Genomic DNA, 23,629 nt, shown 5'->3' on the forward strand with positions numbered 1-23,629 from the left:
TTCGAATTTATTGTTTGGTTTGGATAGGGCGTCCTAAATTCATTGTCCAATAACGACGATAAAATGCGCTCTCCTTTGCGACACAAGCCACACCTAACTCAGTCAATCTTGGATCTAGCATTTGTATGCAATGCGTTGGACTTTTGAGCCACTTATCAATTACGGTCGCCAGATCAATCTTGCCTGCAGCAATATTTTCACTCAAACGTTCGTAGCGATACCCCGTCGCAGCAACGCGCTGCGTCACCTCTCGTCCATCAAAACTCGTATGTGAAAATAGATTTGTGGCAGCCATTTGCGCTGCATGTCCCATCGCAGCGGATTGAAGTAAGCTATTCCACACTAGAGGCGAACTAGCTGGAACTAGCTGTGATCCACAGATTTGATCTTGCGCACGTAGCGCATTCACAAGTCTTAAAACTTCATCTTGAAATGCGCTTTGTGTCATTAGCCCACAGGTTGCATCAACCATTTCTGCCTGAATATACAAAGATTGAATCGCTTCTTTCGAGAACTGTGGTGCAGATTGTGGTTCCAGGTTGGCGCGCGAATTGCCGACGTTCGGCTCAACATGTGCGACACAGGAATTTAAAAAGAGCGTCAGAGCGATCACTCCTATTGAGGATAGAGATAAATTCGGTTGGACAGACATGCTGGCACTGGTGAAAACTTATTTACTCGAAAATTTCCGCAAATTTTTTTCTGCTTGGTGTCGAATCTTATTTTGCACTAAAGGCAAACGGCCCATCAGATACCCCTTCCAACCCATCGCCTGTCTACTCCATTTCCATAAATCAAAATGATCACGATGGACTGCAATTTTGCCATCACGAAAAGTGAACTTCGCATGAATATCATTCACGACTTGGCGCCCTGTTTGACTAAAACAATAGCTCGCGACCCAATGCGCCCGCCCCTCCGTCTCATTGGCCTCAATTTGATCAAACACCAAACTAAAATCTTGTGCGCGCGAAGTCAGCATGCGCCACATATCTCCAACTTGTTGCCCCTTTAGATCAAGAAAGACTGGGTCAGAAAACTGAATATCTTCTGCATAGCAGGCGACCATCGCTTGCGCGTCCAAACGTTGAAACGCTTCATAAAATTTTTGAATCAACAGCGCATTCGGATGCATGATTACTCCTATTAAAAGCGACTATTTCGATTAATGTGCACTCGCGCTTGCACTTGCGCTTGCTGATTCAGACGCACTCGCTTCCGCCGATGCAGATTCCGGCGGGTGTGCGGTAGGTTTAACCTCAGAGATATTGTTTTCGCGCATGTAATCGTTCATTTCTTTCCAACCCGCGTAAACGGCTGCACGTGCTGCTTCAGGATTAAGGACATAGCAATCCTCAATTCCCCTTCCCGCATGTCGACACGCACTTCCCGTCGCGCGAGCATCCGCCTCACGCAATGCAGCCTCTTTCGCTGGATCAGGAACACCCAATCTTTCACATGCACTTATCAGTACTAGGCTCGTTACACCGACAATTTTCAAGAAGATACGCATTCAATCACCCATTCAAAAATGAGATGGCCACTCTAAACAATACAATTTTCTTCATTCAGCAAAAAACGACATCTTGCTTCGTGTTCATCCACCGTAGTGTAAAGCAGAATTCCCAAAACGTTTGTTTTCTTATTAATCCAATTTATTTTCTAGTTGTTTCCACATCAATTTCAAACTGACTCAAGCGACTTTGCCCAAAGATCCATCATCGTTGAGTCAACCGTCGCATCAAACCACACGTTGAGAGCGACTGCTAGCAGGAGGTCGAGCAAACGACCATTTTGTATCCAATTAGATCATTCGCTACCGAGGATATAATGCTCCTCATATTTTAATCACATCATTTAGCAAAAATTAGGATGAAGGAAACACGCAATGCCCATGAAACAATCAAAACAATCCCTCTTTCAACTCGCTTTCTGCCTGATATGTACTAGTCTAAGCCCCTATAGTGCTGGTCAGTCGCTACAAGATAATTTGTGGCATGGTGGCATTGCTATTGGCGGAAGCTATGCATCGAGCAATACAGTTGCGCAGACCTTTAATCTTAACGCGAATGGAAGCAAAGCAAGCAAAGAAGACAAATTGGGACTGTACACAGTCATCAATTATGGCAGCAACACCGTCAATAAAATCAAAACTAATACTGCCCAATTGCTACGCTTGGGTGGGCGCTACGACTACAATTTATCTGAGACCAGTTTCTTTTTTGGTGGAAGTGAGATTGAAACAAATAAAATTCAAAACATCGATTCTCGCTATTCAGTCAATGCAGGTGCAGGTTTTAAATTGATTAAGACGGATGAAACATCCTTTGATATTTTTACTGGTCTCGGTTATTCCGATACACGTTTTGGCACAACTATTCCTCCCTCACCCTCATCGAAAAAAGGTGTCGAAATATTGCTCGGGGAAGAATCTACCCATAAACTCAGTACGACCTCAAGCGTAAAACAACGTTGGTCAATTTATCCGGGTAGTGCTGGTATTGGGACACGCAGTACCTTTGACATCAGTTTAGCAACTGTTGTTGCAAATGGGTGGACACTCAATGCAGGTGCGGCTGTAAGTTATACCAGCAAACCCAGCAACAACTTTAAACGCACGAGCAGCTTAATTACATTTGGCTTTGGCTATAAGTACTAAATCGACTCGAAGTGAGTTAAAATACTGATTAAATAACCAGTGCTTTAGCTCACAATGAAACAAGTACGACGCAAAATAATTCATTGCGATTGCGATTGTTTTTATGCCTCAGTCGAAATGCGCGACAATCCGAATCTGCGTGAAGTACCACTCGCGATTGGCGGAAAAGCAGATCAACGTGGGGTCATTGCCACTTGCAACTATACTGCACGAGGTTTTGGTGTTCGCTCTGCGATGCCGACTTCGCAAGCTATCAAACGCTGTCCGGAATTGGTGGTCATGCGACCGAATATGGAGAAGTACCGAATTGCGTCGCGTCAAATTTTAGAGATTTACCGAGACTATACCGATTTAGTCGAACCCTTATCCCTAGACGAAGCCTACCTTGATGTCAGCCAGAGTTCTCGGCTTCGAGGTAGCGCTACGCGAATTGCAGAGGAAATTCGACAGCGAATTGTCGAACAGGTTGGAATCACCGTTTCAGCGGGTGTGGCACCAAACAAATTTCTCGCAAAAATTGCCAGCGATTGGAATAAGCCAAATGGCCTCTACGTCATTCTGCCGGAACAGGTCGACGAATTCGTGCAGCAACTTCAAGTTGATCGCTTATTTGGCGTTGGCAAAGTTACCGCAAACAAACTTCACCAATTAGGGATTCAAACTTGCCATGATCTACGCAATTGGTCCTTACCTGACCTATTACATCAGTTTGGTAAACTGGGTGCCAGCCTTTATTCGCTCTGCAGAGGAATCGATGAGCGTCAAGTAATAGCAAGTTCTGAGAGGAAGTCAGTCAGTATTGAAGAAACTTATACGCAAGATTTGCGTCGCTTCGAAGATTGTATTGCCGAGCTTCCGGTACTCTATGCGTCATTAGAAAAACAAGTACAACGAACGGCGACATCTCAGCATATTCAAAAACTCAACATCAAACTACGCTTTAACGATTTCAAACAGACGACCGTGGAGTGCAAAGCGAATACGCTAAGCCAACAAAAGTTCGCAGACCTCTTAAAAATCGGCTACCAAAGAAAACAGCTGCCGGTCCGACTGATTGGCTTAGGCATCAGTGTTCATGATAAGACGGATGATGAACAACTCAAATTATTTGAATAAGATCTATCAAAATACTTTAAGTCGAGATCCGTCTTAATAAATTACTCGAGGTGTTTTGCATCAGCAGCATTCAATAACATCGCCCGAAACGCTTGAAATAATTTATGCATGGGGGCTTGCTTATATGGGAACAGGTCAATTGGATCCATCGCATGCACAATCATGTCGCTGTCCGCTTCAAAAATCAGTAATTTCCCATCCGATGTTTCGCCACAATCGATTCCGATGTAATCTAAACCTGTTCGCACATAAATGGCATCGAATGCGGCAGCATGCTTAACGACAAAGTCATTGTCGAAATTCATCATAAATCGCGCTTCTTCATCACGCTTTTCCTGACTATCTGTCATGCCTGCATTCAAGTAATGAATCATCCAGTGTTTAGAGATTCCCATATGTGAAATAAAAGGTTTGCCTTCGATTAGCATTATTCGATACTTTCGAAATAGGCCATCTGGACTGCGGTAATCAACGAAACGTGCAATATAAAATTCTTCACTTGGAACCGCAGCCAAATAATCAGCAACAGCATCTTGTGACATAATTTTCCGCAACCCATTCCCTGCATGCGATCCCAGTGGCCGCGCAATGATTGGAAATTCTGTCGCTTCGATCAAATCCGATAATTGGCAGGCCTCGTTCGCTAAATTTTGTAATTGCGCACGTGAGATTCTCGCGGCGGTTGGCATTTCGATCATCTCAACAGATTGCAATAACCTGCAAGCACGATCCCGACCGAGCTCGGCGATGTATCGAGGGTAATTCAACACGGGTCGTGGCCACGACTGCAATATGTCATCTAATTCCAGTAACAGCTCTCGTTTTCCGTCCGCCTCACCAATCGCGACGAATAACACATCGTGTTCAGGGATTTGGTCAATCGCAGGAATTCCTTCGCCGACATACAACATCTGCAAATCGATATCAGAATTTTCCAATAAGAATTCGACAGGAGTGTTCGCCATCAAGTCGCCATTCGTCATAATAACTAACAACTTCAATCGACATGGATGTTGAGCTGGGATGTGATACAGAGACTGCGTCTGCAACGCGAGCATTTGCGTTGCCAATGCCGTGTCGGCGTGTCCAGAAAGCATCAATACAGTTGCCAAGTCCAAGGATGCATTCGCATCGTTAGGATCACGCTTAGCTCGCTCAATCAGCTCGGCAGCGATCGGCTGCAGATCTTGTTTGGAAAATGCTTTGCGCATTAATGGTGCGAGCCCTATCAAGGGCAATTTACTTGAAACTAGCGGCTTTTCAGAATTCGATGGCGTCATACAGCATGTTCCTGTCAGGCTGGGTTAGCGGAGATGTCAACACTTAATCGATCACCAAATTGAATCACCGCGCGCAACATACGATCAATTTCATGTTTGCCGGTTCGATGATTCACGATGGCCGCCCGAATTGCTAAATGTCCGTGTACCCTGGTTGTCGATGGCGCAGCTAGACCTGATTCATGCAGCTCAAAAACAATGTCGCGGTTCAAATCATCTAATTGCGTTTGATTTTCGTGTAGATACCGGAAGCATACAATATTCAAATTCACAGGCGCTAATAGTTCTAGGCGCGGATTGCCTTCGATTTGCCTTTGCAAATAGCGAGCGACTTCACATGTGTGAGAAATCATTTTTCCAAGTCTTTCGGTCCCGTAAACTTGAATTGTGAACCAAGCCTTCAAAGCTCGAAAACCACGTGACAAGTCAGGGCCAAAATCACAAGGCCACTTTGTGCCAGCGGCAATACCTCGCGTCTCACGTTTTAGATAACTGGTTGAAATTGCGAAAGTATCAAAATGGGCATCGCCATCACGCACCAAAATATAGCCCGCATCATAAGGAACCTGTAGCCACTTATGGAAATCAAATGCGATCGAATCAGCGCGCTCTATTCCTTTCAATCGTGGCGCGATGTCTTTCGCCAGCATCGCCAGAGCGCCAAAAGCACCGTCGATATGAAACCACAATTCTTCGGACTCTGCGAAGTCGGCTAAGGCAGACAAATTATCAATCGCACCGACATCGACCGTTCCTGCCGTACCCGCGATCATAAAAGGCGTCATACCAGCAAGACGATCCGCTTGAATAGCTTGTCTTAAGCAATCCAAATCCATTTCAAAATTCTCATTCACGGGAATAAGTCTCAGAGCATCCGTGCCGATACCGGCCATGTCGATGGCTTGGGAAACACAGGCATGTGCGCCGACTGAGGCATAAGCAACCAAGCGCTGCGGATTCGAGGCGATACCTGTTTTTCGACTCGCCAAACCGAGTGCTTTCGCTCTGGCGATCAATACAGCAATAAAATTGGCAATGGAAGTACCCGTCACAAACAAACCGCTGGCAGAATCCGGAAATTGAAACAATTCTTGCATCCATCGTGTCATTTGCTTTTCGACTTCCACTGGCATCTGATCCCGCCCGCCCAAATTGGCGTTCAAACCAGCAGCTAACAATTCAGCCAACATTCCGACCGGCGTTCCACCACCTTGTACCCATCCCATAAAGCCGGGATGCGCATTTCCAGCGGAATACGGCATCACCTCATGCAGAAATCGTTGATGTATCTCTTCCAGAGCAACACCTTCGCGTGGCAAAGACTCATGATAACGTTGACGGATTCCCTCTGGAACTGGTTGCCAGACTGGCCGCTCGCGGATATGTTGCATATAGTCGAACATATCGTCGAGCATTTTATGCCCCTGCGCACGTATCGCTGTCCAATCTTGTGGGTCTAAACTGTGAGATCGATCTTCCATTTTATTTCCAATGCGAGAGCCTAGGGCTGGTCGCTTATTCGGCGCCAACAATCAGCAAAATAATTTAAGGGGCGAAGAATACCGCCAATTTAATTTTTTGTCTGTGAAGAGCGAATTTCGAGATGCTAAGTTTTCAAGAAAGCGGCCAATAGACTTGCTTTCCTCTGTGCACGGGTATGTGTCCAAAAACCATCAAAGCAGAAGCGTACTTGCTTTTCTTCATAGATCACAACACGCCATGGTCGCTGCATAAGCACACAATGAACAAAGCTCGCAAAACTTTCTGCAAAGTCTTCATACACGGACGTTGCTGCATATAGTGAGGGAAAACCTGTTTTGCTTAAGGCAGAATATAAACTCTCGGCCTCGACCATCTCGAAATTGGGGTCGGCGTAGTAGCATATTTTTGACTGTTGTTCGAAGCGATGCTTAATCAAAGGTATGATCTCGCCATTCATCGCGATTTGCCAACAAATTGCTAAGAAATCATATTCTTCAGTATAGCGAAATTTCGCTGCGCCTTCCCACCAATTTGGCAGCAAACCTGAATTTATACTCACGACATGCCCAAATTCATGCAGCAGCAAATACTGAATTGCATGTCTTCGATGATCTTGCATCGCATCGGCAATCTCGGCTTGCAAGCAAAAGTTGGGCGCCTGAATGAATGGATTCGCTTCTTTCCAAGTCATCCAGGAGTTCGCTGAGCGAGTCTTGAATGCGCTCACGTCTAGCAATACTACAGCACCCAAGATCCGCCCGTTAGAGTCGGCAACAACATCTGTAATCGCGCTAGATACAACCCCACTCCCGACATAAACACCCAATAACAAGTGCTCCAATTTGTGTCGCACAGGCTCGGGCAATTCAGCAATCGAGCTCGAGACATCGTCAAAAAAAGCGGTCTCATCGGCATCATTGGTCAATCCTTGGACCGCCTTAGTTTTCTCACCCGGCTGGGCAAATCGCTGGTTGACAGCCGAAACGTAATCTAGCAGCTCCGCAGGAGCACTAGCAACGCGTTGATGTAGGGGAATTTGAAACTGAGCAAGCCAGCGTTCAGAGTCAGGCGTGATAATCACAGATCTTGTAAATCAGGCCTTCTCATTAAGCAACATGCCATTTTTTTTGTCCAAATCTTTTGCCATCTCTAAGACTTCCTTCGATGGGATCTGACGAATAATCGTATTGGTCTCTTTGTCGACAATCTGCACAACGACTTTACCTGATTCTCTATCAAGATTGAGATTGACACTGTTGTTTGCGTTGAAAAATTGGTTGATCGCATCAACTGATTTCTTCAACTCGCTGTCACTCACGGCATCACCAGAACGACTCCCAGCATCCGCCCGATTCACTTTTTCAACATTAACAGTATCTTTTAAAACCCTACGCGCATCAGGTGGTGTCGTAACGCCAGCAATGCCAGCGTTGCTCGATACTGCAGCAGTAATTTGATTGATACTCATAATATTCCCCAGTGATATATCTTTTGCTATCCACAATCGCATGGCGAGATAAGTCGTATCTTGTTTATCGGAGCAATTCAGAAAAAGTTTAATTTATTTTCTTAGGGATAAAATCAATTTTGATACAACTCAACTTTTGCGTAATTTTCCATTATAGAATCTTGCGAATGAAGCAAGCTTCGATTCAATTTAAACACCATTTTTCTGGTAGGGAGCATGTATGAACGGGAATCAAATCCAATTCAAAATCGGCAACTCAAGATTTGGAAAATGTCGATATGGCTGGATGATGTATAACGGGGCTTATATCGGTACGTGCTTCGAGATTTATGGAGAGTTCAGTGAATCTGAAGTGGAAGTGTTTAAAATGTATTTACGGCCTGGCGCGTGTGCCATTGACGTCGGAGCACACATTGGTGACTTAACTCTGCCGATGGCGAGAATTGTCGGTGCAGAAGGCCGCATTTATGCGTATGAATCGAACCCCGAGATTTTCAATATTCTTTGCGCCAATTTAGCTATCAATCAGATCAAGAACGTTAAACCCGTCAACGCGTTTGTTGCGGACAGCCCAGAAGTCGAGACGAGTAGCCCCGTGTGGGGCGAGCATGCATTCACCGGCGACGTCTGGGAGACGACTTTTGCTCCGTTAGATAACCTTAAACTAAAACGCCTTGATTTTATAAAAATCGACACGGATGGAAATGAACTATCGGTGATGTCTAGCGGAGCAAAGATTATCCAAGAATTTCAACCTGTTATTTATTATGAAAATGATATTCGCGACAAATCCGCTGAAATCATTCAATTTTTGTTAAATTTTGGTTATCGCATTTTTTTTCATCCAGCACCCATTTTTCAAGAAAATAACTTTTATCAAAATCGGAAAAATTTTTGGGCGCCTAAGAATATCGTTTCGCTGATGATGCTTGCGATCCCGAACGGCAAGCCCATACCAAACGGTTTGAGAGAAGTTAAGGATAAAAATGACTGGTGGGATGATGTAGCAACAGAAAAGCCAAAAAAATAGGGAACAACCTGCCGACAATTTTGGCGCGCCAGACACGATTCGAACGTGCGACCCCAGCCTTCGGAGGGCTGTACTCTATCCATCTGAGCTACTGGCGCTTAGGAAATTACAAAAGGACGCGTATTCTACCGCAAATCAGACCGAAAGCAGTTTCAATTCACGCCTGATTTGTGGAATTATTGCCTGATTGAACCGCAAAGCATTCCTGAAAAGCCGATTTTTCATTCCAAAACACACGCTTTAGCTCTATAATCTGATGTTTTATGCCTAGCCAGCTGGAGTTGGCAGCAACCAAAATTCACATTATTTTTGCATTGAGGAAACCATGAGCGACGCCCACGACGAACACGAATCAGCGATTAAAACGCCAAAGCAACTTATCGTTGCGGTTGTGGCTGGATTCTTAGTCCCTATCTTGATCATTGTTTTATTGGTGAAATTTGTTGCCAGTGACAACAAAGTCGGTGCTGGCTCCAACAGCCAAACACCCGATGCCATTGCCGCACGGATTGCTCCAGTTGCAAATGAAGGCTTCAATTTTGTTGATGCAAACGGCCCTAAAGTACTCCAAACCGGAGAAGCTGTTTACAAAGCGGCTTGTGCTGCATGCCATGCAACAGGTGCTGCGGGTGCTCCGAAATTTGGTGATGCAGGTGCGTGGAGTGCTCGTATTGCTCAAGGCTATGACACAATCGTCAAGCACGCAATTGAAGGTATTCGCGGAATGCCAGCAAAAGGCGGCAACCCAGATTTAGATGACATCGAAGTTGCACGTGCCGTCGTACACATGGCGAACGCGGGCGGTGCAAAATTCAAAGACCCAGAAGTCAAAGCAGCAGCATCAGCGGAAGCTTCTGCAAAGTAACAAATACGACTGACCCAGTCACAAAAAAAGCCAGTCATTTGACTGGCTTTTTTTACATTCGTAGTCTCGAAAAATGTTACGACAAAACACTTATGAGCCTTTGCAAAGAGTGATCAAAGTGAGGCTGCTAGTTCCGCTCCTTCTTTGATCGCTCGTTTAGCGTCTAGTTCAGAGGCTAATGCCGCACCACCAATCTTATGAAATTGCGGACCTGTCTCGTCCCCTTGTTGCGGCATTAACTCTGTCAATGACTCCTGACCAGCACACATAATCACATGATCGACATCCAATAGTTGGCGCTGTCCCCCAACCAAAATGTGTAAGCCTTGGTCATCGATTTTCTGATATTCAACCCCCGCGACCATTTTAACTTGATTGCGCTGTAAGGTAGCCCGATGTACCCACCCGGAAGTCTTACCTAAACCCGCGCCAACCTTACTGGCTTTGCGTTGCAGAAGATAAATCTCACGCAAAGGAGGCGCAATGTGCGGTGTCACCAAACCACCATTTTGCTTAGCTTGCAGATCAATACCCCATTCGGCCAACCAAGTGTTTAACGAAATCGGCAACGGTATCGCGGTATCATGTAAAAGATACTCAGCAACGTCAAAGCCAATCCCTCCAGCGCCAATAATCGCGACCTTATTGCCAACAGGTTTCTTATGTAAGAGAACGTCAAGATACGATAGCACTTTTGGATGATCAACTCCTTCAATGCGTGGTGTACGCGGGGTAATCCCAGTTGCGACAATAATATGATCAAAGCCCTGCGCCACCAATTCCTCACGTGTCACACGACGATTTAAATTGAGTTTGACGCCTGTCACTTCAATACGTTTAGCGAAATAACGTAGAGTTTCCTTAAACTCTTCCTTACCTGGAATCTGCATCGCGATTTTGAACTGCCCGCCAATCGAATCAGAGCTATCGAACAGACTCACATCGTGCCCACAGCTTGCCGCCACCGTTGCAGCGGACAATCCAGCCGGTCCAGCACCGACTACCGCGATGCGCTTTGTCGTAGTCTTTTTCAGATATTGCAACTCTGTTTCGTGGGCAGCACGAGGATTAACCAAGCAACTCGCGCGCTGGTTAGAAAAGGTATGGTCAAGACAAGCCTGATTACATGCGATGCAAGTATTAATTTCATCAACCCGACCTGCTGCGGCTTTATTGACAAACTCTGGATCTGCTAAAAACGGACGTGCCATCGAGACCATATCCGCAGTACCGCTGGCAATAATTTCCTCTGCTTGAGCTGGCATATTGATACGGTTCGAGGCGATGACTGGAATCGACACAGCTTCTTTCAGACGGCCTGATACACTAGCAAATGCGGCGCGTGGTACAGAGGTCACAATTGTCGGCACCCGTGCCTCATGCCACCCAATCCCAGTGTTAAACAAAGTGACTCCTGCTTTTTCTAAAGCTTGTGCGACCGCAACAACTTCTTCCCAACTATTTCCACCTTCAACCAGATCCAAAATGGAATGGCGATACATAATAATGAATCGCTCACCAACCGCAGCACGCACTCGGCGCACGATCTCAACCGGCAAACGCATACGATTTTCTATCGAACCACCCCAACGGTCGGTACGCTGATTGGTGCGCAAACATAAAAATTGGTTCAGTAAGTAGCCTTCACTACCCATTATTTCTACACCATCGTAGCCTGATTTTTGTGCTAATCGGGCGCATCGCACATAATCACGAATCGTACTTTCGATGCCAGCTTCAGTCAGCGCTTTCGGTTTGAATTTTGAAATTGGCGCTTTCTTATCGGATGCCGAAACGATAAATGGCTGATAACCATAACGACCAGAGTGGAGAATCTGCATTACGATCTTGCCGCCCTCTTCGTGCACAGCATTCGTTACTTTGCGGTGATTAAAAATATCACCCAAGCTATTCATAGTGCCACCGAAAGGCAATAACCAGCCGCGCCGATTCGGCGAAATTCCGCCTGTCACAATAAGACCAACGCCTCCCCGAGCGCGCTCACGAAAGTACTCAGCCAATTTTCCATAGTTGTAAAAACGGTCTTCAAGACCAGTATGCATGGAACCCATCATGACCCGATTACGCAATTGTGTGAAACCCAAATCAAGCGGTGCCAACAGATGTGGAAAGTGTGCATTCGTCATACAGAATCCTATGAAAATAACAAGTTCGAACAAGAATACACAAGCTCTCTAAAAATGGCGATGTTTTGCCTAGATACGCTTCTCTAAAATGCACAGGCATTGTCGAATCAACCAAACTTGATACATGTAAGCAAAGCGTAACAGCTGTAAGACTCTAGCAACCTAGGCGGTGGCGTGATTAGAAAGAACTATAGTTGCAACACGTCGCCGGAGGTTTCAACATGCTCGTTTATTCTCACTTATCCATACCAAAGAGTCCACTGCTAAGCGATATTGAGGAGTTGCTCAGCGACTTTCAGGAACTCGGTATTTTTCAGCGCTATGGAACCTACTGCTTGTTGATCAATAGCTTGTTAGTCCATTGTCTGCGCGATCGCGCCCATTCAGCAACACTAGCGCAATGCTATGCAGTCCTTGAAAGCCCGTCACATCGCTATTTTCTTGGACATCAGGATTTTGTTCGTGCGGAACAATTAGCAGGACACGTTGCCTGTATCGTAAAACATCGGAACCATGCAGATCAAACTCACACTTTGGTCGACTTTGGGCTGGGTAATTTACAAAAAATGACCCCCATGGCACCGCAAGTTGTTGCGACAACAATGCATCGTCGAGCCAGTTATCTGGCTAGCATCACACTCAAACCCAACCTACATTTAACGTGGTGGAAAGTGAATCAAATCCCCAATTTGGATGAAGAGTTCCGCGCGCAAGCATCGATCCTCAATCAATTGATTGCCGAGTTACAATCGTTTCAGCAACAACGTCGACCACATGGCCTGCATCAATGCTATCCAAAACTTGCGAACCATCGCCTCCCCTCCCGTCTAGATTCGATGTGATGACGCAAATTCATACACAATAGCGCAAAATCTCTAGGGCGATGTAGGGCTGTACTTTAAAGGCACTGAAGTTGTCTTGGAAATAAACCTTGTAGGCAGACAGCTGCTCCAATTCAGCATCACTCAAATGTTTAAAATCCATATTCCAGTGAGTATAGGCACGTTCGGAAATTGTCTGCTCAAGTAGTAAGGTGACATCAGAGTGACGAGCATCCTGTTTAATGTGTGCGAAGGTAGAGTGAACTTGCTTTGGTTCACCCTCCAGCAATTGTAAAAATCGCCCATTTGTATAAAGCAATTTACCCGTAATCGTATGGACAGTATTATTCCGCACTGCATGACTATGGATCGATCTCAATACCGATTCATCACCAACTAAGCGACTAACATACACTAATTGAATCAAACTCATCATTGCTCCAACGTAGAATTGTCGATCCAATTCTACGCCCGAACTCAGTTCCACAGCAATCAAATATCAAATCGGTGCGCCTGGTGGAATCAGTGGCAACCCGCGCAGTTTCACGCTCGTAGGCTCACGTAAATAGGACAGAATAAGATCCGCTGCTTGGCGACGACTATGACTAATGCTGCCTTTGCTAGGATTTTTTTGTAACCATTGCGCCAAATCAGCGACATTGGCACGCACCTCGGCCTGAACCTGCGGATGTAAACGCCCGCTGTCAATCAGATTCAAGACTGCGTCCAATACAACCCAGTTTGACGCCAATTGGACTGCTTCGCCTGCGACGACGTTGCTTGGCACAGAGGATCGCTTCCATGTGCGCTCAAAGACTTGTTGCAATAGTTCGCTAACGCCAAGTTGCTGTATATCACGTGCATGTTGCCAAGAGAGGCGGTTGATTCTCGATGGATCGAATAAAAACTGACAACTTTGTGCAGAGCCTGCTTCGACTGCGGACAAGGCATCAAATATCACGTTCATCTTGCCAGAAAAATATTCGGGTGTACGACTATACCCTTCGGATTGCGGTGTCAAAATATCCAACACATTTTGTGGCAAAGCCAATTGCTCCGCACGCAAGCTATCGGCAATTTTTTGCAATGCCTGACGTTGCGTCGCTGCTGCGACTGGCTTGGCACCCGCCGTCACTCGCCCCTCGTTAGCATCCTGTGCAAGCCCATATTCGTATTCTGCGCCTGCAATTAAGCGCGCGACACCTTCAATTTGATATCGATGCAATAGGTATAAAGGTACTAAGCGCGCCTCCAGTTCGCCCAATTGACGCTGAGGTGGCAATACAGCTGTCGAAAATCGACTTAAAGCGCGCTGACGTACCTGCATCAGTTGATCGTAAGTTTGCAAGGAATCAGCACCAAAATCCCACAATAAACCGTTTGGATGTGCGGCACCTGGTGCACGCGAGTCACTGTCGGCAACATATTGCAAACCCGATGCTTTCGCTTTGGCTCGTAAGTTCGCTAGCGCCAGCGTTTCATTTTGGCCAGGAAAATTACTATACAGATGCTGGATAACGAATTCATCCCATGGCCCTACGCCGACACCATAGGCGGTATTTAATTCAGGTTCTCCTTGCGCATTTAATTTAACGATAGGATGCGGGTAATCCATCACCGAACCATTGCCTTGTCGACTCGGCGCAAAATTATGTGCGATTCCCAGAGTATGTCCGACTTCATGCGCCGCCAATTGACGCAACCGTGCCAAAGCCATTTGCTCAGCTGCGCGTTTTTTTTCTTCGCTGGTAGTTTTACCATAGGGAGCGAGGAGACTCTCGGCAATCAAAATATCCTGCCGTACCCGTTGCGAACCTAGTGTCACAGCTCCCTTAATAATTTCGCCGGTACGTGGATCACTCACCGCATTGCCGTATGACCAACCACGTGTCGCTCGATGAACCCACATAATCGTGTTGTAGCGAATATCCATAGGATCCACGCCCTCGGGTAACAACTCAACTCGATAAGCATCTTTAAAACCCGCCTTTTCAAACGCTGTCCCCCACCAACTCGCTCCCTCCATTAAAGCAGTGCGCACTGGCTCTGGTGCCCCCCGATCAAGGTAATAAACGATTGGCTTTTTCACCCCACTCACCGCAGCTGTAGGATCTAGCTTTTCAAGTCTATGGCGCAATTGCCACTGCACAGTAATGCTCTCAGCTAATGGCGTTGCAAAATCCATCCTATCGCTGTCAATCCCACCGGAACCTGGATGATAGGGACGTGCCGTATACCCCTCAGGCAAGCGAACCAAGCTCACATGTTGATGCATGCGTAAACTCTTTTGATCAATAGCGACTTGACGTACGAACTGTCCTTCGCCCAAGCCACTAAATGTCAACAAAGCCTCCAGCTCGGTGTTATCTGGAAAATTCTTAGCGTTTTGGGTCAGCACTGCACTGCGCTTTTCGTCAACCACATAATTTCCTTGGCGACTGCGACTCAAACTATCCACTACGCCATGTCGATCAGCGACCAAAAAACTAGAGAAATCGATTAAAAATAGCGAGCCTTCACTTGCGATGATATCGGCAGACCATAATACCGCTCCGGAAAATGCTTCGCGAACCGATGCTCGTTCGTCAGGATTATGGGAATCGGCAACAAATCGGGTATTTTCCTGCACTAAGAAAAGTCGTTTTCCGTGTTTTTCAAAATGAACCAATTTACTAGTGCCTACCTGTCCGCGATCAAGACCAACATCATTCGATCCCAACCCATATGGCAACGAGGTCACCAACAAAAACGGTTTGTTCAACTCTTTCACTGCAAGGAAAACTTTTGCTTGATCATTGCTCAACCACAAATCGAAGTAGCCTGTCGATTTCTTCATGCCTTGCACACTCTTGGAGAAAACGGACTCATTAAGTCCCGGCCCAACGAGCCCATTCTGCTCCTGCGCAACTGCCAGAGTAGTCATAGACAGCATACTCAAAATACATGCGGTGCCAATTAACTTGAGACTAAGTTGCGGGTAACACGAGCGCTGTTGTTCTTTCATGATTTCTCCAAAATGCAGTGACTGTTTTTAAACCTAGACTTTGACAATATATTAAGCGATTTAGTTGCGATTCACTCACGAAATAATGCACCGCAAGAAGCATGCAAAAAACTTTTGCAAGAAAACCAAATAAAAAGAGAGATTCCTAGGTTCATCATCGAGTTAGCGATAATTTCGCAACAAAAGCAGAAGCTAGGGCCTAGGACTTGTTGCTTTTATCTGCGCGGTCATCGCGGCGTTTGCTACAATGAATCGAAAAAATCAGAACCCAAATCCATGGCTATACGACGTTCGATCCTATCCTTCGCAATCTGCCTGCTCGGGATTGTTTGCAATGCAAAACTACAGGCGCAGGAGCTCGTTCATTTACAAACGATCGAGGAATTTGACTCGCAAGGACGACCCGTTCCTATTGGAAAAACCAATGTCGATTTGCTGTCATTTCTAGAAAAAAGTTTATCAATAAAGATAAGCGTAAAACGGGTTCCTTGGAAACGTGCGATGGATAATGCACTTCACAACGATATTTTATTAATGGGTATGTCGATCACCCAAGAACGCGCAAAGAAATACAGCTTTTCTGATCCGATTAATGCAAACGGTAATTGGCTCATCACACGCTGCGATGCAAGTTTTAAATTTAATACGTTGCAAGATCTAAAAGGCAAGCGTATCGGCATCGTGATTGGCACTAGCGCTGGAGAAGAATTTGACAAACAAATCAACGTACTGTTTCAAATCGACAATGATAGCGGTGCTGGTATTTCAAGACTACAAAAGTTGCTCGCAAAGCGGACAGACGCGATTATTTGGTACGGTGTAACAACTGACGTACGTGAAATGCAAAGCGTCATTAATCAACGTTTTGCAGAATGGGACAGTGTCAACAGCAAATTAAACCCGCAACCGTTTTGCGTCCTTCCCAAACCAATTTCTATTGTCTACAATCACTTCGCTATGCGGACCAACGAAGCCAACAAAAAGCTATTGGCACGTATTAACCAAGCGATGGCGAAGGGACGCAAAGAAGGCGCGATTCCGTCTTTACGTGCAACGATTTTGGATTAATCCGTTACACTGCAGGTTTATCGTCGTAAAGGTTAATCTGCAAAATGTCTGGCTCGTCCACCACCACGCAAGGCAAATTCCTTCAAGGTTCAACAATGCGGCATGTCATCAATATGACGGCCACAGGGTCCATCGGTTTGATCGCAGTATTTCTCGTTGATGTTTTAAACCTGCTGTATATCTCGCAACTTGGTCGTGCGGAGCTCGCAGCAGCAATTGGATACGCCAGTACCTTACTGTTTTTTCATACTTCCGTCGGCATCGGTTTATCGATCGCAACCACGGCGGTGGTCTCACGAGCGATCGGGAGTGGTGATAGCTTATTGTCGAAACAATTGGCAGCGAGCTCTCTGTTTCTGATTACGGGGATCTGTACTGCCTTGGTTATCTTGACCTACCCTCTGCTGGGCTTACTATTTGAATTGCTCGGTGCGCAGGGTGAAACCGCGCAGCTCGCTAAACGATTTTGCATCATCGTCTTGCCCTCCATTCCTTTACTCGCGTTAGGTATGGGCCTGAGCGGCTTATTACGTGCAGTGGGTGATGGCAAACGTGCGATGTTTGTGACGCTCGGCGCTGCCGCTGCAACAGCCATTCTTGACCCATTATTCATTTTCGTCTTCGGTTGGGGGCTGGACGGGGCAGCATATGCCAATATCACCGCACGAATCGTACTCGTGACGATAGGCTGCTTTGGTGTACTGCAGGTTCATCGCCTCTATGCTCGTCCGTGCAAAGTTGTCTTTAGGCGTGGTGTCAAAGCATTTGCTAGCATCGGGATCCCCGCCATTCTCACGAACGTCGCAACTCCGTTTGGGAACGCGGCAGTGACTTCAGTCATTGCGCGCTATGGAGATCAGGCAGTGGCGGGATGGGCTGTGGTATCGCGTTTAACTCCCATGGCTTTTGCAGGATTGTTTGCGCTATCAGGTGCAATTGGTCCTATCCTTGGTCAAAATTTAGGTGCACATCGCTACGATCGCCTCCGCTCAACCATGCGCGATAGCTTAAAGCTAACCTTGATTTATGTAGCGATCGTTTGGTTTTTACTCGCTATTTTTAGCCAATTGATCGTGCAAGCCTTCGATGCCAAAGGAATCGCAGCCGACGTTATTACTTTCTTCTGTATATTTGTTGCAGGGAGCTTTTTATTTAATGGAAGCCTATTTGTGGCCAACGCGGCATTCAACAACCTTGGCTATCCGCTCTATTCAACGATGCTCAATTGGGGCCGTTCTACCATCGGCGTAGTCCCTTTTGTTTGGTTTGGAGGAGCATGGTTCGGTGCCCGCGGCGTCATCGCGGGTTATGGATTGGGCGTCGTATTTTTCGGCGTCGTGAGTGTGTGGCTTTGCTTCCGCGTACTAGATCGATTAGAACGCCGAAGCACTTAACAAAGTTAAAACTGCACTGGGACTACAATTTAAGCAAACTTGCCAGTCCTGGGTACCATAATTTCTATCCATAAAAAAAGCCAGGTAGCGACCTGGCTCTTTTTTGGAATAAAAATAACTTCGCACAATTAATTCGTGACAGTCACTTTGTAGCTTGTCTGTTTCGTTTGATTATTGCTGTCTGTAATCTTGATCGTCGTGTTGTACGTTCCGACTTTCGAATAGATATGTGCGACAACAGCTGTAGTCGCGTTCGCCGTTCCATCACCAAACACCCATTCGTATTTGGTTACCTGCGCGCCGCTCATGGCTGTCGACTTGCTCGCATCAAAATTCACACGAAGTTGTGCTCTTCCTGTCAATGCGCTGGTTGTCACATTCAACACGGGCGGAGTCGTCACATATTGTGGTGCCGTCCCAGTAATAATGTACTGTCCCAAACTGCCATAGGTGGAATAACCAGTTGTTTTAGGATCGCCTTTACCCGCTCCACTGACGCGCAAGTAGTATGTCCCAGCAGCAGGCAGAGTATAGGTCAGGGTCGTGCCTAGAGTTGCTGCATTATTTGAAGTTGATAAGACCTTTGCCGTCGAATCAAGCAATTGTAAATTTGCATCCAAATTGCCGCTATACAAAGATCCAGCTAAATTGAAACTCACATTTCCGGCACCTGCACTAAATTTGAACATGTCGCCGTCGCCAACTCGTTCAATAATTCCAGTCGTACTCAAATTATTCAAACCGTTTGCGATCGTGCTCGTCATCGCAGCGGCTCCCGCGGTATTGTCAGCAACATCATCGGTACGGTAGCCCAAGCCACGAACTCCCATCAAACCATAGGCATCAGTCGTATTGTTTGCGCCGTTATACTCGCCCTTCGCCCATTGCGTCAGATTTTTATAGTAACTAACGCCCATGATCGGCGCCCAGCCTGTCTCACCATCACCTTGTCCACCATAATAAGTCACCGATGCTGTACCTTGGTGGTTCAAACCGAGCGTATGCCCCAGCTCATGTGAAATGCATTCTGCGATTGGCTTTTCGGCATTACCTAAATTATTTTGGAAACAGAAAGCAGGCGGGTTGCTCAGATTAATCGTCCCAAATGAATTCAAGTACGCATATCCACCTGCATCACTTACTTGATTGGTAATCAGAATGGACGCACCGATTTTGCCGGTCAGGTTTGCTGGCAATTCAGTGGTGACATCAACATCAAATGGCGAATAATCTTCTTTAACACGCGCCCAGATTTTTTGTATCATCGTCATTTCAGCGTTGCTGAAAGTACCAGTATTTTTATCCAAGTCAAATGGGGGTTTCGCACCCAAACCTTTAAAGTTTAAATACAAAATTCGAGTTGAGTTCGATTTGCTATGCAATTTAAAAGTTTGATCGAGCGCGTAAATTGCATTGCTGACGCTGTCTCCTGTCAGACTCGCGGTTGGTGCAAATGTTGATCCCTCACTCGCGCGGAAAACAGAGCCCGACAAGGTTTTTTCATTCACACCATCGTCGATGTGTAGCAGTCGACCTTGGCGATCAATGTGAATCGATAAGTCTTGTAACATCAGCGCACGCAATGCTTCTGGACTAAAACCATACCATTGCGCGACAACTTGCAGCTGATCACCAAGCAAATCTACCGCCCGTTGGCCTGAGGCCATCTCTGGCAAATTGATACGACTAAACGGAGCACTCTCAGTTTTGCCCTCGGCATTGCTTGGAACAAAATCACTTGGTGCTGATATCTGTGCGAGGAACTCAGGTGCATGTCTAGAACTCACTATACCACGCTCCATCCCCGCCTTCTCACCAGCATTGACAGGCTTATTCGTATCTTTACTTGCAGTCGCGACCGTTTTTTTGTCCAAATCACGATTGCCACTCACCATCGCGGATAATCGGTTGGCCGAATCAATCACACTGGTCAGGGATTGATTAATATTTTCTATGAAGTAGACGCCAGCACCGACTAGCAATACAACGATTAACGCACTGATGGCAGCGCGGCCGGACTGTGATTGTGAATGCGATTTGAAATGCATTATTTTTCTCCCTTTGTTATACGATAGAACAAAGGACTAACGCTGACAGTGGTGTCGATTAAGACCCTCACTGGAAACCCCGCTACCATGATCGATGACCTTAGGTCGGAAGCTTTGCGTCCTTATTTTTCAATAAGTTTGCCCATTTATTGAGCACTTTAATTGCCCAGGGGGAAAAATGAAAGTATTTTTAGTTAACTATCTCAACTATTTTTTCAGTCAAGGTGGATTGCATGTTAATTCGTTACGACACTCTTTTAATGGTAAAGCCTATTGATGATATCAAAATTTCTAACAACACTTGAGGTCAAAAAGTAGGGATAAGGTTTTTAAACCTATCCCCACTTTTAAACTTAACGCATTTTTTAAAACCATCGCCTCGCAATGAATCTATTTGGTCACTGCAATCTTGAAAATCTGCGTTGCAGTCAAATTATTACTATCGGTGATTTTTAGCGTTGTCGTGTAGTTACCAATTTTAGAGTAGGTATGCGAAATTTTCGCGGTTTTCCCTAATGCTGTTCCATCACCGAATGTCCATTCATACTTCATAATTTTTGCACCAGACATTGGCACTGATTTACTCGCATCAAAATTCACGGTCAACTTCCGCTTTCCTGTCAGAGTCCCGTTTGTCACTTTAATCACCGGAGGCATTTGACTCGAAGCGATCGATTTTCCCGTGATTGCATATTGACCCAAGCTACCATAATTCGTATAACCGGTCGTTTTTGGATCACCTTTTCCAACGCCAGTCACACTCAAATAATACGTGCCATTCGCTGTCAAATTTGCATTCAATGTAGTGCCTAGGGTGTTTAAGTCATTTGACGTAGCAATCACTCTACCGCTCGCGTCGGACAATTGGATGCTTGCATCCAAATTACCACTATAAATCGAGCCAACCAAGGTAAAACTGACCTCACCTGGACTACCAACAAAACTATATACATCGACATCGCCCGGCTTTTCAATCACACCGCTTGCACTGAGATTATTGAAGCCGTTAGCATTCGTACTCACCATTGCGCTAGCAGTCGCAATCGTATTCCCGACATCATCGGTACGTGGGCTCAAGCCGCGTACCAACATGGTTGCATAAGCATCTTCTTGGTTGCTTGGATTAGCGTACTCGCCTTTTGACCATTGAGTTAGATTTTGGTAATACCCAACGCCCATAATTGGCGCCCACCCAGTCTCACCACTCCCCTGCCCAGCATAGTATTCCACACCGGTACTGCCTTGATGATATAGACCTAATGTGTGACCTAGTTCGTGAGATATGCACTCAGCAATATATTTATGATAGTTCGCCAGATTATTCTGAAAACAAAATGCCGGAGGATTGTTTAAATTAATACTTCCAAATGAATTGAGATAAGCATAGCCCCCCGCATCACTCTGCAAATTCGTAATCAGAATTGAGGTTCCAATCTTGCCCGTCAAGACTGTCGGCGCCTCTGTCGTAACGTCCACATCGAATGGCGCAAAATCTTCTTTTACACGAGCCCAAATCGTTTGGATATTGGTCAACTCATTGTCATTAAAAGTACCCACTATCCCATCCAAATCAAACGCTGGTTTATCTCCCAGTCCTTTAAAATTCAGATACATAATCCGAGTCGATTCCGGCTTACTGTGTAAGGTGAACGTTTCACCCAATGGATATAGTGCATTATTAAAGTTATTTCCCGCCAAACCATTTCTGTCAAACGCATTTGGATCGCGACCATTCACAACGGGGCTTGAAGTCTGTATTTCGCCAGCGCCCTTATCGATATGGAGTAGACGCCCTTTACGATCAAGATGAATCGTACTATCTCTCAGCATCAATTCGCGCATCGTATCAACACTCATGCCATACCACTGTGCGACTACTGCAAGTTGGTCTCCCAGCAAAGTAATCGCACGCTGTCCCGAAGATATTTCAGGTAAGAAGATTCGATTAAATGGAGCGTTGTCGATTTGCCCTTGCGCATTGGAAGGCAAAAGGTCGGTTTGGGTTCCGATCTGCCCCAACAAGACCGCACGCTGTGCGCTGGTTGACACATTTATTTGCGACCTCTGCCCGCTTGTCGAAATTTCGGTGATATCGGCAGATATCCGTTTTGCATGCGCCAAATTTGCTTGCTCTTGCCCCGTTTGAACAAGAATGCCCCGCTCGTCAGCGTTGAGTATCTTTGCGCTTTGTTGTTGCGTGATTTGGATCGATGAGGATGTCGATTCGTCGAAGTCTAGCAAGGCATAACAGCCTGCGCCAACCAAGAGCAGAATGGCAAGTAAGCTCAGTGTCGCTCGCCCTGTTTGAATTTGTTGTTTCATGTTAATTTCCCCTGTTTATTCAAGCTCCACAAGGGCAACGCTGGCAACATGTATATCATGTTGGCAACCCCGCTACCTTAGTTCACTCATATACAGCGATATGCATTCACTTTAGGCCGGTGGCTTTGCGTCCTTATTTTTCAATAAGTTTGCCCATCGGAGGAACTTTACTGCGCGTCGCAAGAAAAGGAAAGAACAATTCCCAGAAGCTGGTCAATTTAGCATCAACTAACATAGCTCTTGATCGTTGAGGAGCAATCGATTCTCGACCATCAATCGCGGCAATTAAGACCACATTTGCAGCGAGGCTTGGTTGCCACGAGGATACAAATCGACACCAAGAGTAATACCATTTGTGATTCCGATGGTTCACAGTTTGCTTGTTGCAAATATCCGACTATGATGAATTCACATCCGCTAAAAAGGACTCTTATGCGCAATCACAATCGATATTGGCTGGTACCACTAAGTTGTCTCATCTATTCACTGAGCATGTCCACCAGTGCTCATCAAGCATTCCCGGTATGGCCTGAGAATCACAGCGTAGTTTTGCCCAACAATCAAGCAAGCACATTGACCAAGCAATGCTCTCGCCCCTCACTAAAGCATATTACGGGAAGTTGGCAACCCAAACAGTCTGAGATCCGCATCATGGAACAGCAATTGGATAGGTTTCTTCAGACGCATTATCCCACGCTACGCCAACAGGTCACGCAACAATACTTTCAATATGCTGGCTTAATACGCAAAGGACATCGAATTATCTATATCAACGCAGTCGATGATTACGTACAAAATAATCCTGAATGGGGACGAATTGCGATGATCATTTGCGATGGTGGAAAAAAATTTTGGGGTCTAGAATATGACCCAGCTCAACGCAAATTCTCCAACATGCAATTCAACTCTGGAATTTAAATTCTGA

General features: G+C 45.8%; 20 protein-coding genes, 1 tRNA gene and 2 riboswitches. Of the genes, 8 read left to right on the plus strand and 13 right to left on the minus strand.

Annotation, left to right across the window (positions count from 1 at the left end):
* Positions 1 to 7: 7 nt before the first annotated feature.
* Genes KDM90_RS10085 through KDM90_RS10095 form a run of 3 tightly spaced genes read right to left on the minus strand, consistent with a single transcriptional unit; the run spans position 8 to position 1,513 of the window.
* The gene (locus KDM90_RS10085) at positions 8 to 652 is read right to left on the minus strand and encodes a CAP domain-containing protein (RefSeq protein ID WP_212675488.1); all 645 of its coding nucleotides are present in this window, start codon (positions 650 to 652) and stop codon (positions 8 to 10) included.
* A gap of 18 nt (positions 653 to 670) precedes the next feature.
* Positions 671 to 1,138: a nuclear transport factor 2 family protein gene (locus KDM90_RS10090; protein WP_212675825.1), complete on the minus strand. Its 468-nt coding sequence runs from the start codon at positions 1,136 to 1,138 to the stop codon at positions 671 to 673.
* 27 nt (positions 1,139 to 1,165) lie between these two features.
* Complete coding sequence (locus tag KDM90_RS10095; RefSeq protein ID WP_212675489.1) at positions 1,166 to 1,513, minus strand: hypothetical protein; 348 nt, start codon at positions 1,511 to 1,513, stop codon at positions 1,166 to 1,168.
* 381 nt (positions 1,514 to 1,894) lie between these two features.
* On the opposite strand from KDM90_RS10095, the gene KDM90_RS10100 reads away from it, so the two are divergent.
* Both KDM90_RS10100 and dinB read left to right on the plus strand, forming a co-directional pair.
* On the plus strand, positions 1,895 to 2,659 hold the full coding sequence (locus tag KDM90_RS10100) for a DUF481 domain-containing protein (RefSeq protein WP_212675490.1): 765 nt from the start codon (positions 1,895 to 1,897) through the stop codon (positions 2,657 to 2,659).
* A gap of 54 nt (positions 2,660 to 2,713) precedes the next feature.
* On the plus strand, positions 2,714 to 3,775 hold the full coding sequence (gene dinB / locus KDM90_RS10105; protein WP_212675491.1) for a DNA polymerase IV: 1,062 nt from the start codon (positions 2,714 to 2,716) through the stop codon (positions 3,773 to 3,775).
* 41 nt (positions 3,776 to 3,816) lie between these two features.
* Here the strand turns inward: dinB and KDM90_RS10110 are convergent, their stop codons facing one another.
* The 4 genes from KDM90_RS10110 to KDM90_RS10125 form a co-directional block, all read right to left on the minus strand.
* On the minus strand, positions 3,817 to 5,055 hold the full coding sequence (locus tag KDM90_RS10110; protein WP_212675492.1) for an ATP-grasp domain-containing protein: 1,239 nt from the start codon (positions 5,053 to 5,055) through the stop codon (positions 3,817 to 3,819).
* A 14-nt stretch (positions 5,056 to 5,069) separates the two neighbouring features.
* A complete protein-coding gene (locus KDM90_RS10115) occupies positions 5,070 to 6,536 on the minus strand; it encodes a pyridoxal phosphate-dependent decarboxylase family protein (RefSeq protein WP_230409728.1) in 1,467 nt (488 codons plus the stop codon).
* A 125-nt stretch (positions 6,537 to 6,661) separates the two neighbouring features.
* Positions 6,662 to 7,618: a hypothetical protein gene (locus KDM90_RS10120; RefSeq protein ID WP_212675493.1), complete on the minus strand. Its 957-nt coding sequence runs from the start codon at positions 7,616 to 7,618 to the stop codon at positions 6,662 to 6,664.
* 12 nt (positions 7,619 to 7,630) lie between these two features.
* Positions 7,631 to 8,005 carry a flagellar protein FlaG gene (locus tag KDM90_RS10125; protein ID WP_212675494.1) on the minus strand — a complete coding sequence of 125 codons (375 nt, stop codon included), beginning with the start codon at positions 8,003 to 8,005 and terminating at the stop codon, positions 7,631 to 7,633.
* Positions 8,006 to 8,225: 220 nt separating this feature from the next.
* On the opposite strand from KDM90_RS10125, the gene KDM90_RS10130 reads away from it, so the two are divergent.
* A complete protein-coding gene (locus tag KDM90_RS10130) occupies positions 8,226 to 9,035 on the plus strand; it encodes an FkbM family methyltransferase (RefSeq protein WP_212675495.1) in 810 nt (269 codons plus the stop codon).
* Positions 9,036 to 9,056: 21 nt separating this feature from the next.
* Here the strand turns inward: KDM90_RS10130 and KDM90_RS10135 are convergent.
* Positions 9,057 to 9,133: transfer RNA gene (locus KDM90_RS10135), tRNA-Arg, on the minus strand.
* Positions 9,134 to 9,360: 227 nt separating this feature from the next.
* Between KDM90_RS10135 and KDM90_RS10140 the strand changes: the two genes are divergently transcribed.
* Positions 9,361 to 9,900, plus strand: a complete 540-nt coding sequence (locus KDM90_RS10140; protein WP_212675496.1) for a c-type cytochrome — start codon at positions 9,361 to 9,363, stop codon at positions 9,898 to 9,900.
* A gap of 113 nt (positions 9,901 to 10,013) precedes the next feature.
* Here the strand turns inward: KDM90_RS10140 and KDM90_RS10145 are convergent, their stop codons facing one another.
* Positions 10,014 to 12,047 (minus strand): NADPH-dependent 2,4-dienoyl-CoA reductase, encoded by a 2,034-nt coding sequence (locus tag KDM90_RS10145; protein ID WP_212675497.1) that lies wholly within the window; start codon positions 12,045 to 12,047, stop codon positions 10,014 to 10,016.
* A 221-nt stretch (positions 12,048 to 12,268) separates the two neighbouring features.
* Here KDM90_RS10145 and KDM90_RS10150 point away from each other — a divergent pair, with 221 nt between their 5' ends.
* Positions 12,269 to 12,889, plus strand: a complete 621-nt coding sequence (locus KDM90_RS10150; protein ID WP_212675498.1) for a hypothetical protein — start codon at positions 12,269 to 12,271, stop codon at positions 12,887 to 12,889.
* Between the two features lie 10 nt (positions 12,890 to 12,899).
* Here KDM90_RS10150 and KDM90_RS10155 read toward each other — a convergent pair whose 3' ends face one another.
* Together KDM90_RS10155 and KDM90_RS10160 are read right to left on the minus strand one after the other, a co-directional pair.
* Entirely contained in the window at positions 12,900 to 13,304 is a 405-nt protein-coding gene (locus tag KDM90_RS10155; RefSeq protein WP_212675499.1) for a BLUF domain-containing protein, read from the minus strand.
* Positions 13,305 to 13,367: 63 nt separating this feature from the next.
* Complete coding sequence (locus tag KDM90_RS10160; RefSeq protein WP_230409729.1) at positions 13,368 to 15,872, minus strand: zinc-dependent metalloprotease; 2,505 nt, start codon at positions 15,870 to 15,872, stop codon at positions 13,368 to 13,370.
* A gap of 276 nt (positions 15,873 to 16,148) precedes the next feature.
* Between KDM90_RS10160 and KDM90_RS10165 the strand changes: the two genes are divergently transcribed.
* Positions 16,149 to 16,940 (plus strand): substrate-binding periplasmic protein, encoded by a 792-nt coding sequence (locus tag KDM90_RS10165; RefSeq protein ID WP_212675500.1) that lies wholly within the window; start codon positions 16,149 to 16,151, stop codon positions 16,938 to 16,940.
* A 44-nt stretch (positions 16,941 to 16,984) separates the two neighbouring features.
* Positions 16,985 to 18,334: an MATE family efflux transporter gene (locus tag KDM90_RS10170; RefSeq protein WP_212675501.1), complete on the plus strand. Its 1,350-nt coding sequence runs from the start codon at positions 16,985 to 16,987 to the stop codon at positions 18,332 to 18,334.
* Between the two features lie 128 nt (positions 18,335 to 18,462).
* On the opposite strand, the gene KDM90_RS10175 is transcribed toward KDM90_RS10170, so the two are convergent.
* Both KDM90_RS10175 and KDM90_RS10180 read right to left on the minus strand, forming a co-directional pair.
* Positions 18,463 to 20,382: a PKD domain-containing protein gene (locus tag KDM90_RS10175; RefSeq protein WP_212675502.1), complete on the minus strand. Its 1,920-nt coding sequence runs from the start codon at positions 20,380 to 20,382 to the stop codon at positions 18,463 to 18,465.
* A 69-nt stretch (positions 20,383 to 20,451) separates the two neighbouring features.
* Positions 20,452 to 20,535, minus strand: a riboswitch (cyclic di-GMP riboswitch).
* A 237-nt stretch (positions 20,536 to 20,772) separates the two neighbouring features.
* Positions 20,773 to 22,704 carry a PKD domain-containing protein gene (locus tag KDM90_RS10180; protein WP_212675503.1) on the minus strand — a complete coding sequence of 644 codons (1,932 nt, stop codon included), beginning with the start codon at positions 22,702 to 22,704 and terminating at the stop codon, positions 20,773 to 20,775.
* Between the two features lie 59 nt (positions 22,705 to 22,763).
* A riboswitch (cyclic di-GMP riboswitch) is annotated at positions 22,764 to 22,868 on the minus strand.
* Between the two features lie 328 nt (positions 22,869 to 23,196).
* Here KDM90_RS10180 and KDM90_RS10185 point away from each other — a divergent pair.
* On the plus strand, positions 23,197 to 23,622 hold the full coding sequence (locus KDM90_RS10185; RefSeq protein WP_212675504.1) for a hypothetical protein: 426 nt from the start codon (positions 23,197 to 23,199) through the stop codon (positions 23,620 to 23,622).
* The last annotated feature ends 7 nt before the right edge of the window (positions 23,623 to 23,629 follow it).

The sequence above is a fragment of the Affinundibacterium fentianense genome (assembly GCF_018139545.1).
In the GTDB taxonomy this organism is placed as follows: domain Bacteria; phylum Pseudomonadota; class Gammaproteobacteria; order Burkholderiales; family Burkholderiaceae_D; genus Undibacterium; species Undibacterium fentianense.

Bases quoted from the DNA above. Each gene is read 5' to 3' on its own strand.
- KDM90_RS10085 (WP_212675488.1), bottom strand. From the start codon at position 652: ATGTCTGTCCAACCGAATTTATCTCTATCCTCAATAGGAGTGATCGCT.
- KDM90_RS10095 (WP_212675489.1), bottom strand. From the start codon at position 1,513: ATGCGTATCTTCTTGAAAATTGTCGGTGTAACGAGCCTAGTACTGATA.
- KDM90_RS10100 (WP_212675490.1), top strand. From the start codon at position 1,895: ATGAAACAATCAAAACAATCCCTCTTTCAACTCGCTTTCTGCCTGATA.
- dinB (WP_212675491.1), top strand. From the start codon at position 2,714: ATGAAACAAGTACGACGCAAAATAATTCATTGCGATTGCGATTGTTTT.
- KDM90_RS10110 (WP_212675492.1), bottom strand. From the start codon at position 5,055: ATGACGCCATCGAATTCTGAAAAGCCGCTAGTTTCAAGTAAATTGCCC.
- KDM90_RS10115 (WP_230409728.1), bottom strand. From the start codon at position 6,536: ATGGAAGATCGATCTCACAGTTTAGACCCACAAGATTGGACAGCGATA.
- KDM90_RS10125 (WP_212675494.1), bottom strand. From the start codon at position 8,005: ATGAGTATCAATCAAATTACTGCTGCAGTATCGAGCAACGCTGGCATT.
- KDM90_RS10130 (WP_212675495.1), top strand. From the start codon at position 8,226: ATGAACGGGAATCAAATCCAATTCAAAATCGGCAACTCAAGATTTGGA.
- KDM90_RS10140 (WP_212675496.1), top strand. From the start codon at position 9,361: ATGAGCGACGCCCACGACGAACACGAATCAGCGATTAAAACGCCAAAG.
- KDM90_RS10145 (WP_212675497.1), bottom strand. From the start codon at position 12,047: ATGACGAATGCACACTTTCCACATCTGTTGGCACCGCTTGATTTGGGT.
- KDM90_RS10150 (WP_212675498.1), top strand. From the start codon at position 12,269: ATGCTCGTTTATTCTCACTTATCCATACCAAAGAGTCCACTGCTAAGC.
- KDM90_RS10155 (WP_212675499.1), bottom strand. From the start codon at position 13,304: ATGATGAGTTTGATTCAATTAGTGTATGTTAGTCGCTTAGTTGGTGAT.
- KDM90_RS10160 (WP_230409729.1), bottom strand. From the start codon at position 15,872: ATGAAAGAACAACAGCGCTCGTGTTACCCGCAACTTAGTCTCAAGTTA.
- KDM90_RS10165 (WP_212675500.1), top strand. From the start codon at position 16,149: ATGGCTATACGACGTTCGATCCTATCCTTCGCAATCTGCCTGCTCGGG.
- KDM90_RS10170 (WP_212675501.1), top strand. From the start codon at position 16,985: ATGTCTGGCTCGTCCACCACCACGCAAGGCAAATTCCTTCAAGGTTCA.
- KDM90_RS10175 (WP_212675502.1), bottom strand. From the start codon at position 20,382: ATGCATTTCAAATCGCATTCACAATCACAGTCCGGCCGCGCTGCCATC.
- KDM90_RS10180 (WP_212675503.1), bottom strand. From the start codon at position 22,704: ATGAAACAACAAATTCAAACAGGGCGAGCGACACTGAGCTTACTTGCC.
- KDM90_RS10185 (WP_212675504.1), top strand. From the start codon at position 23,197: ATGTCCACCAGTGCTCATCAAGCATTCCCGGTATGGCCTGAGAATCAC.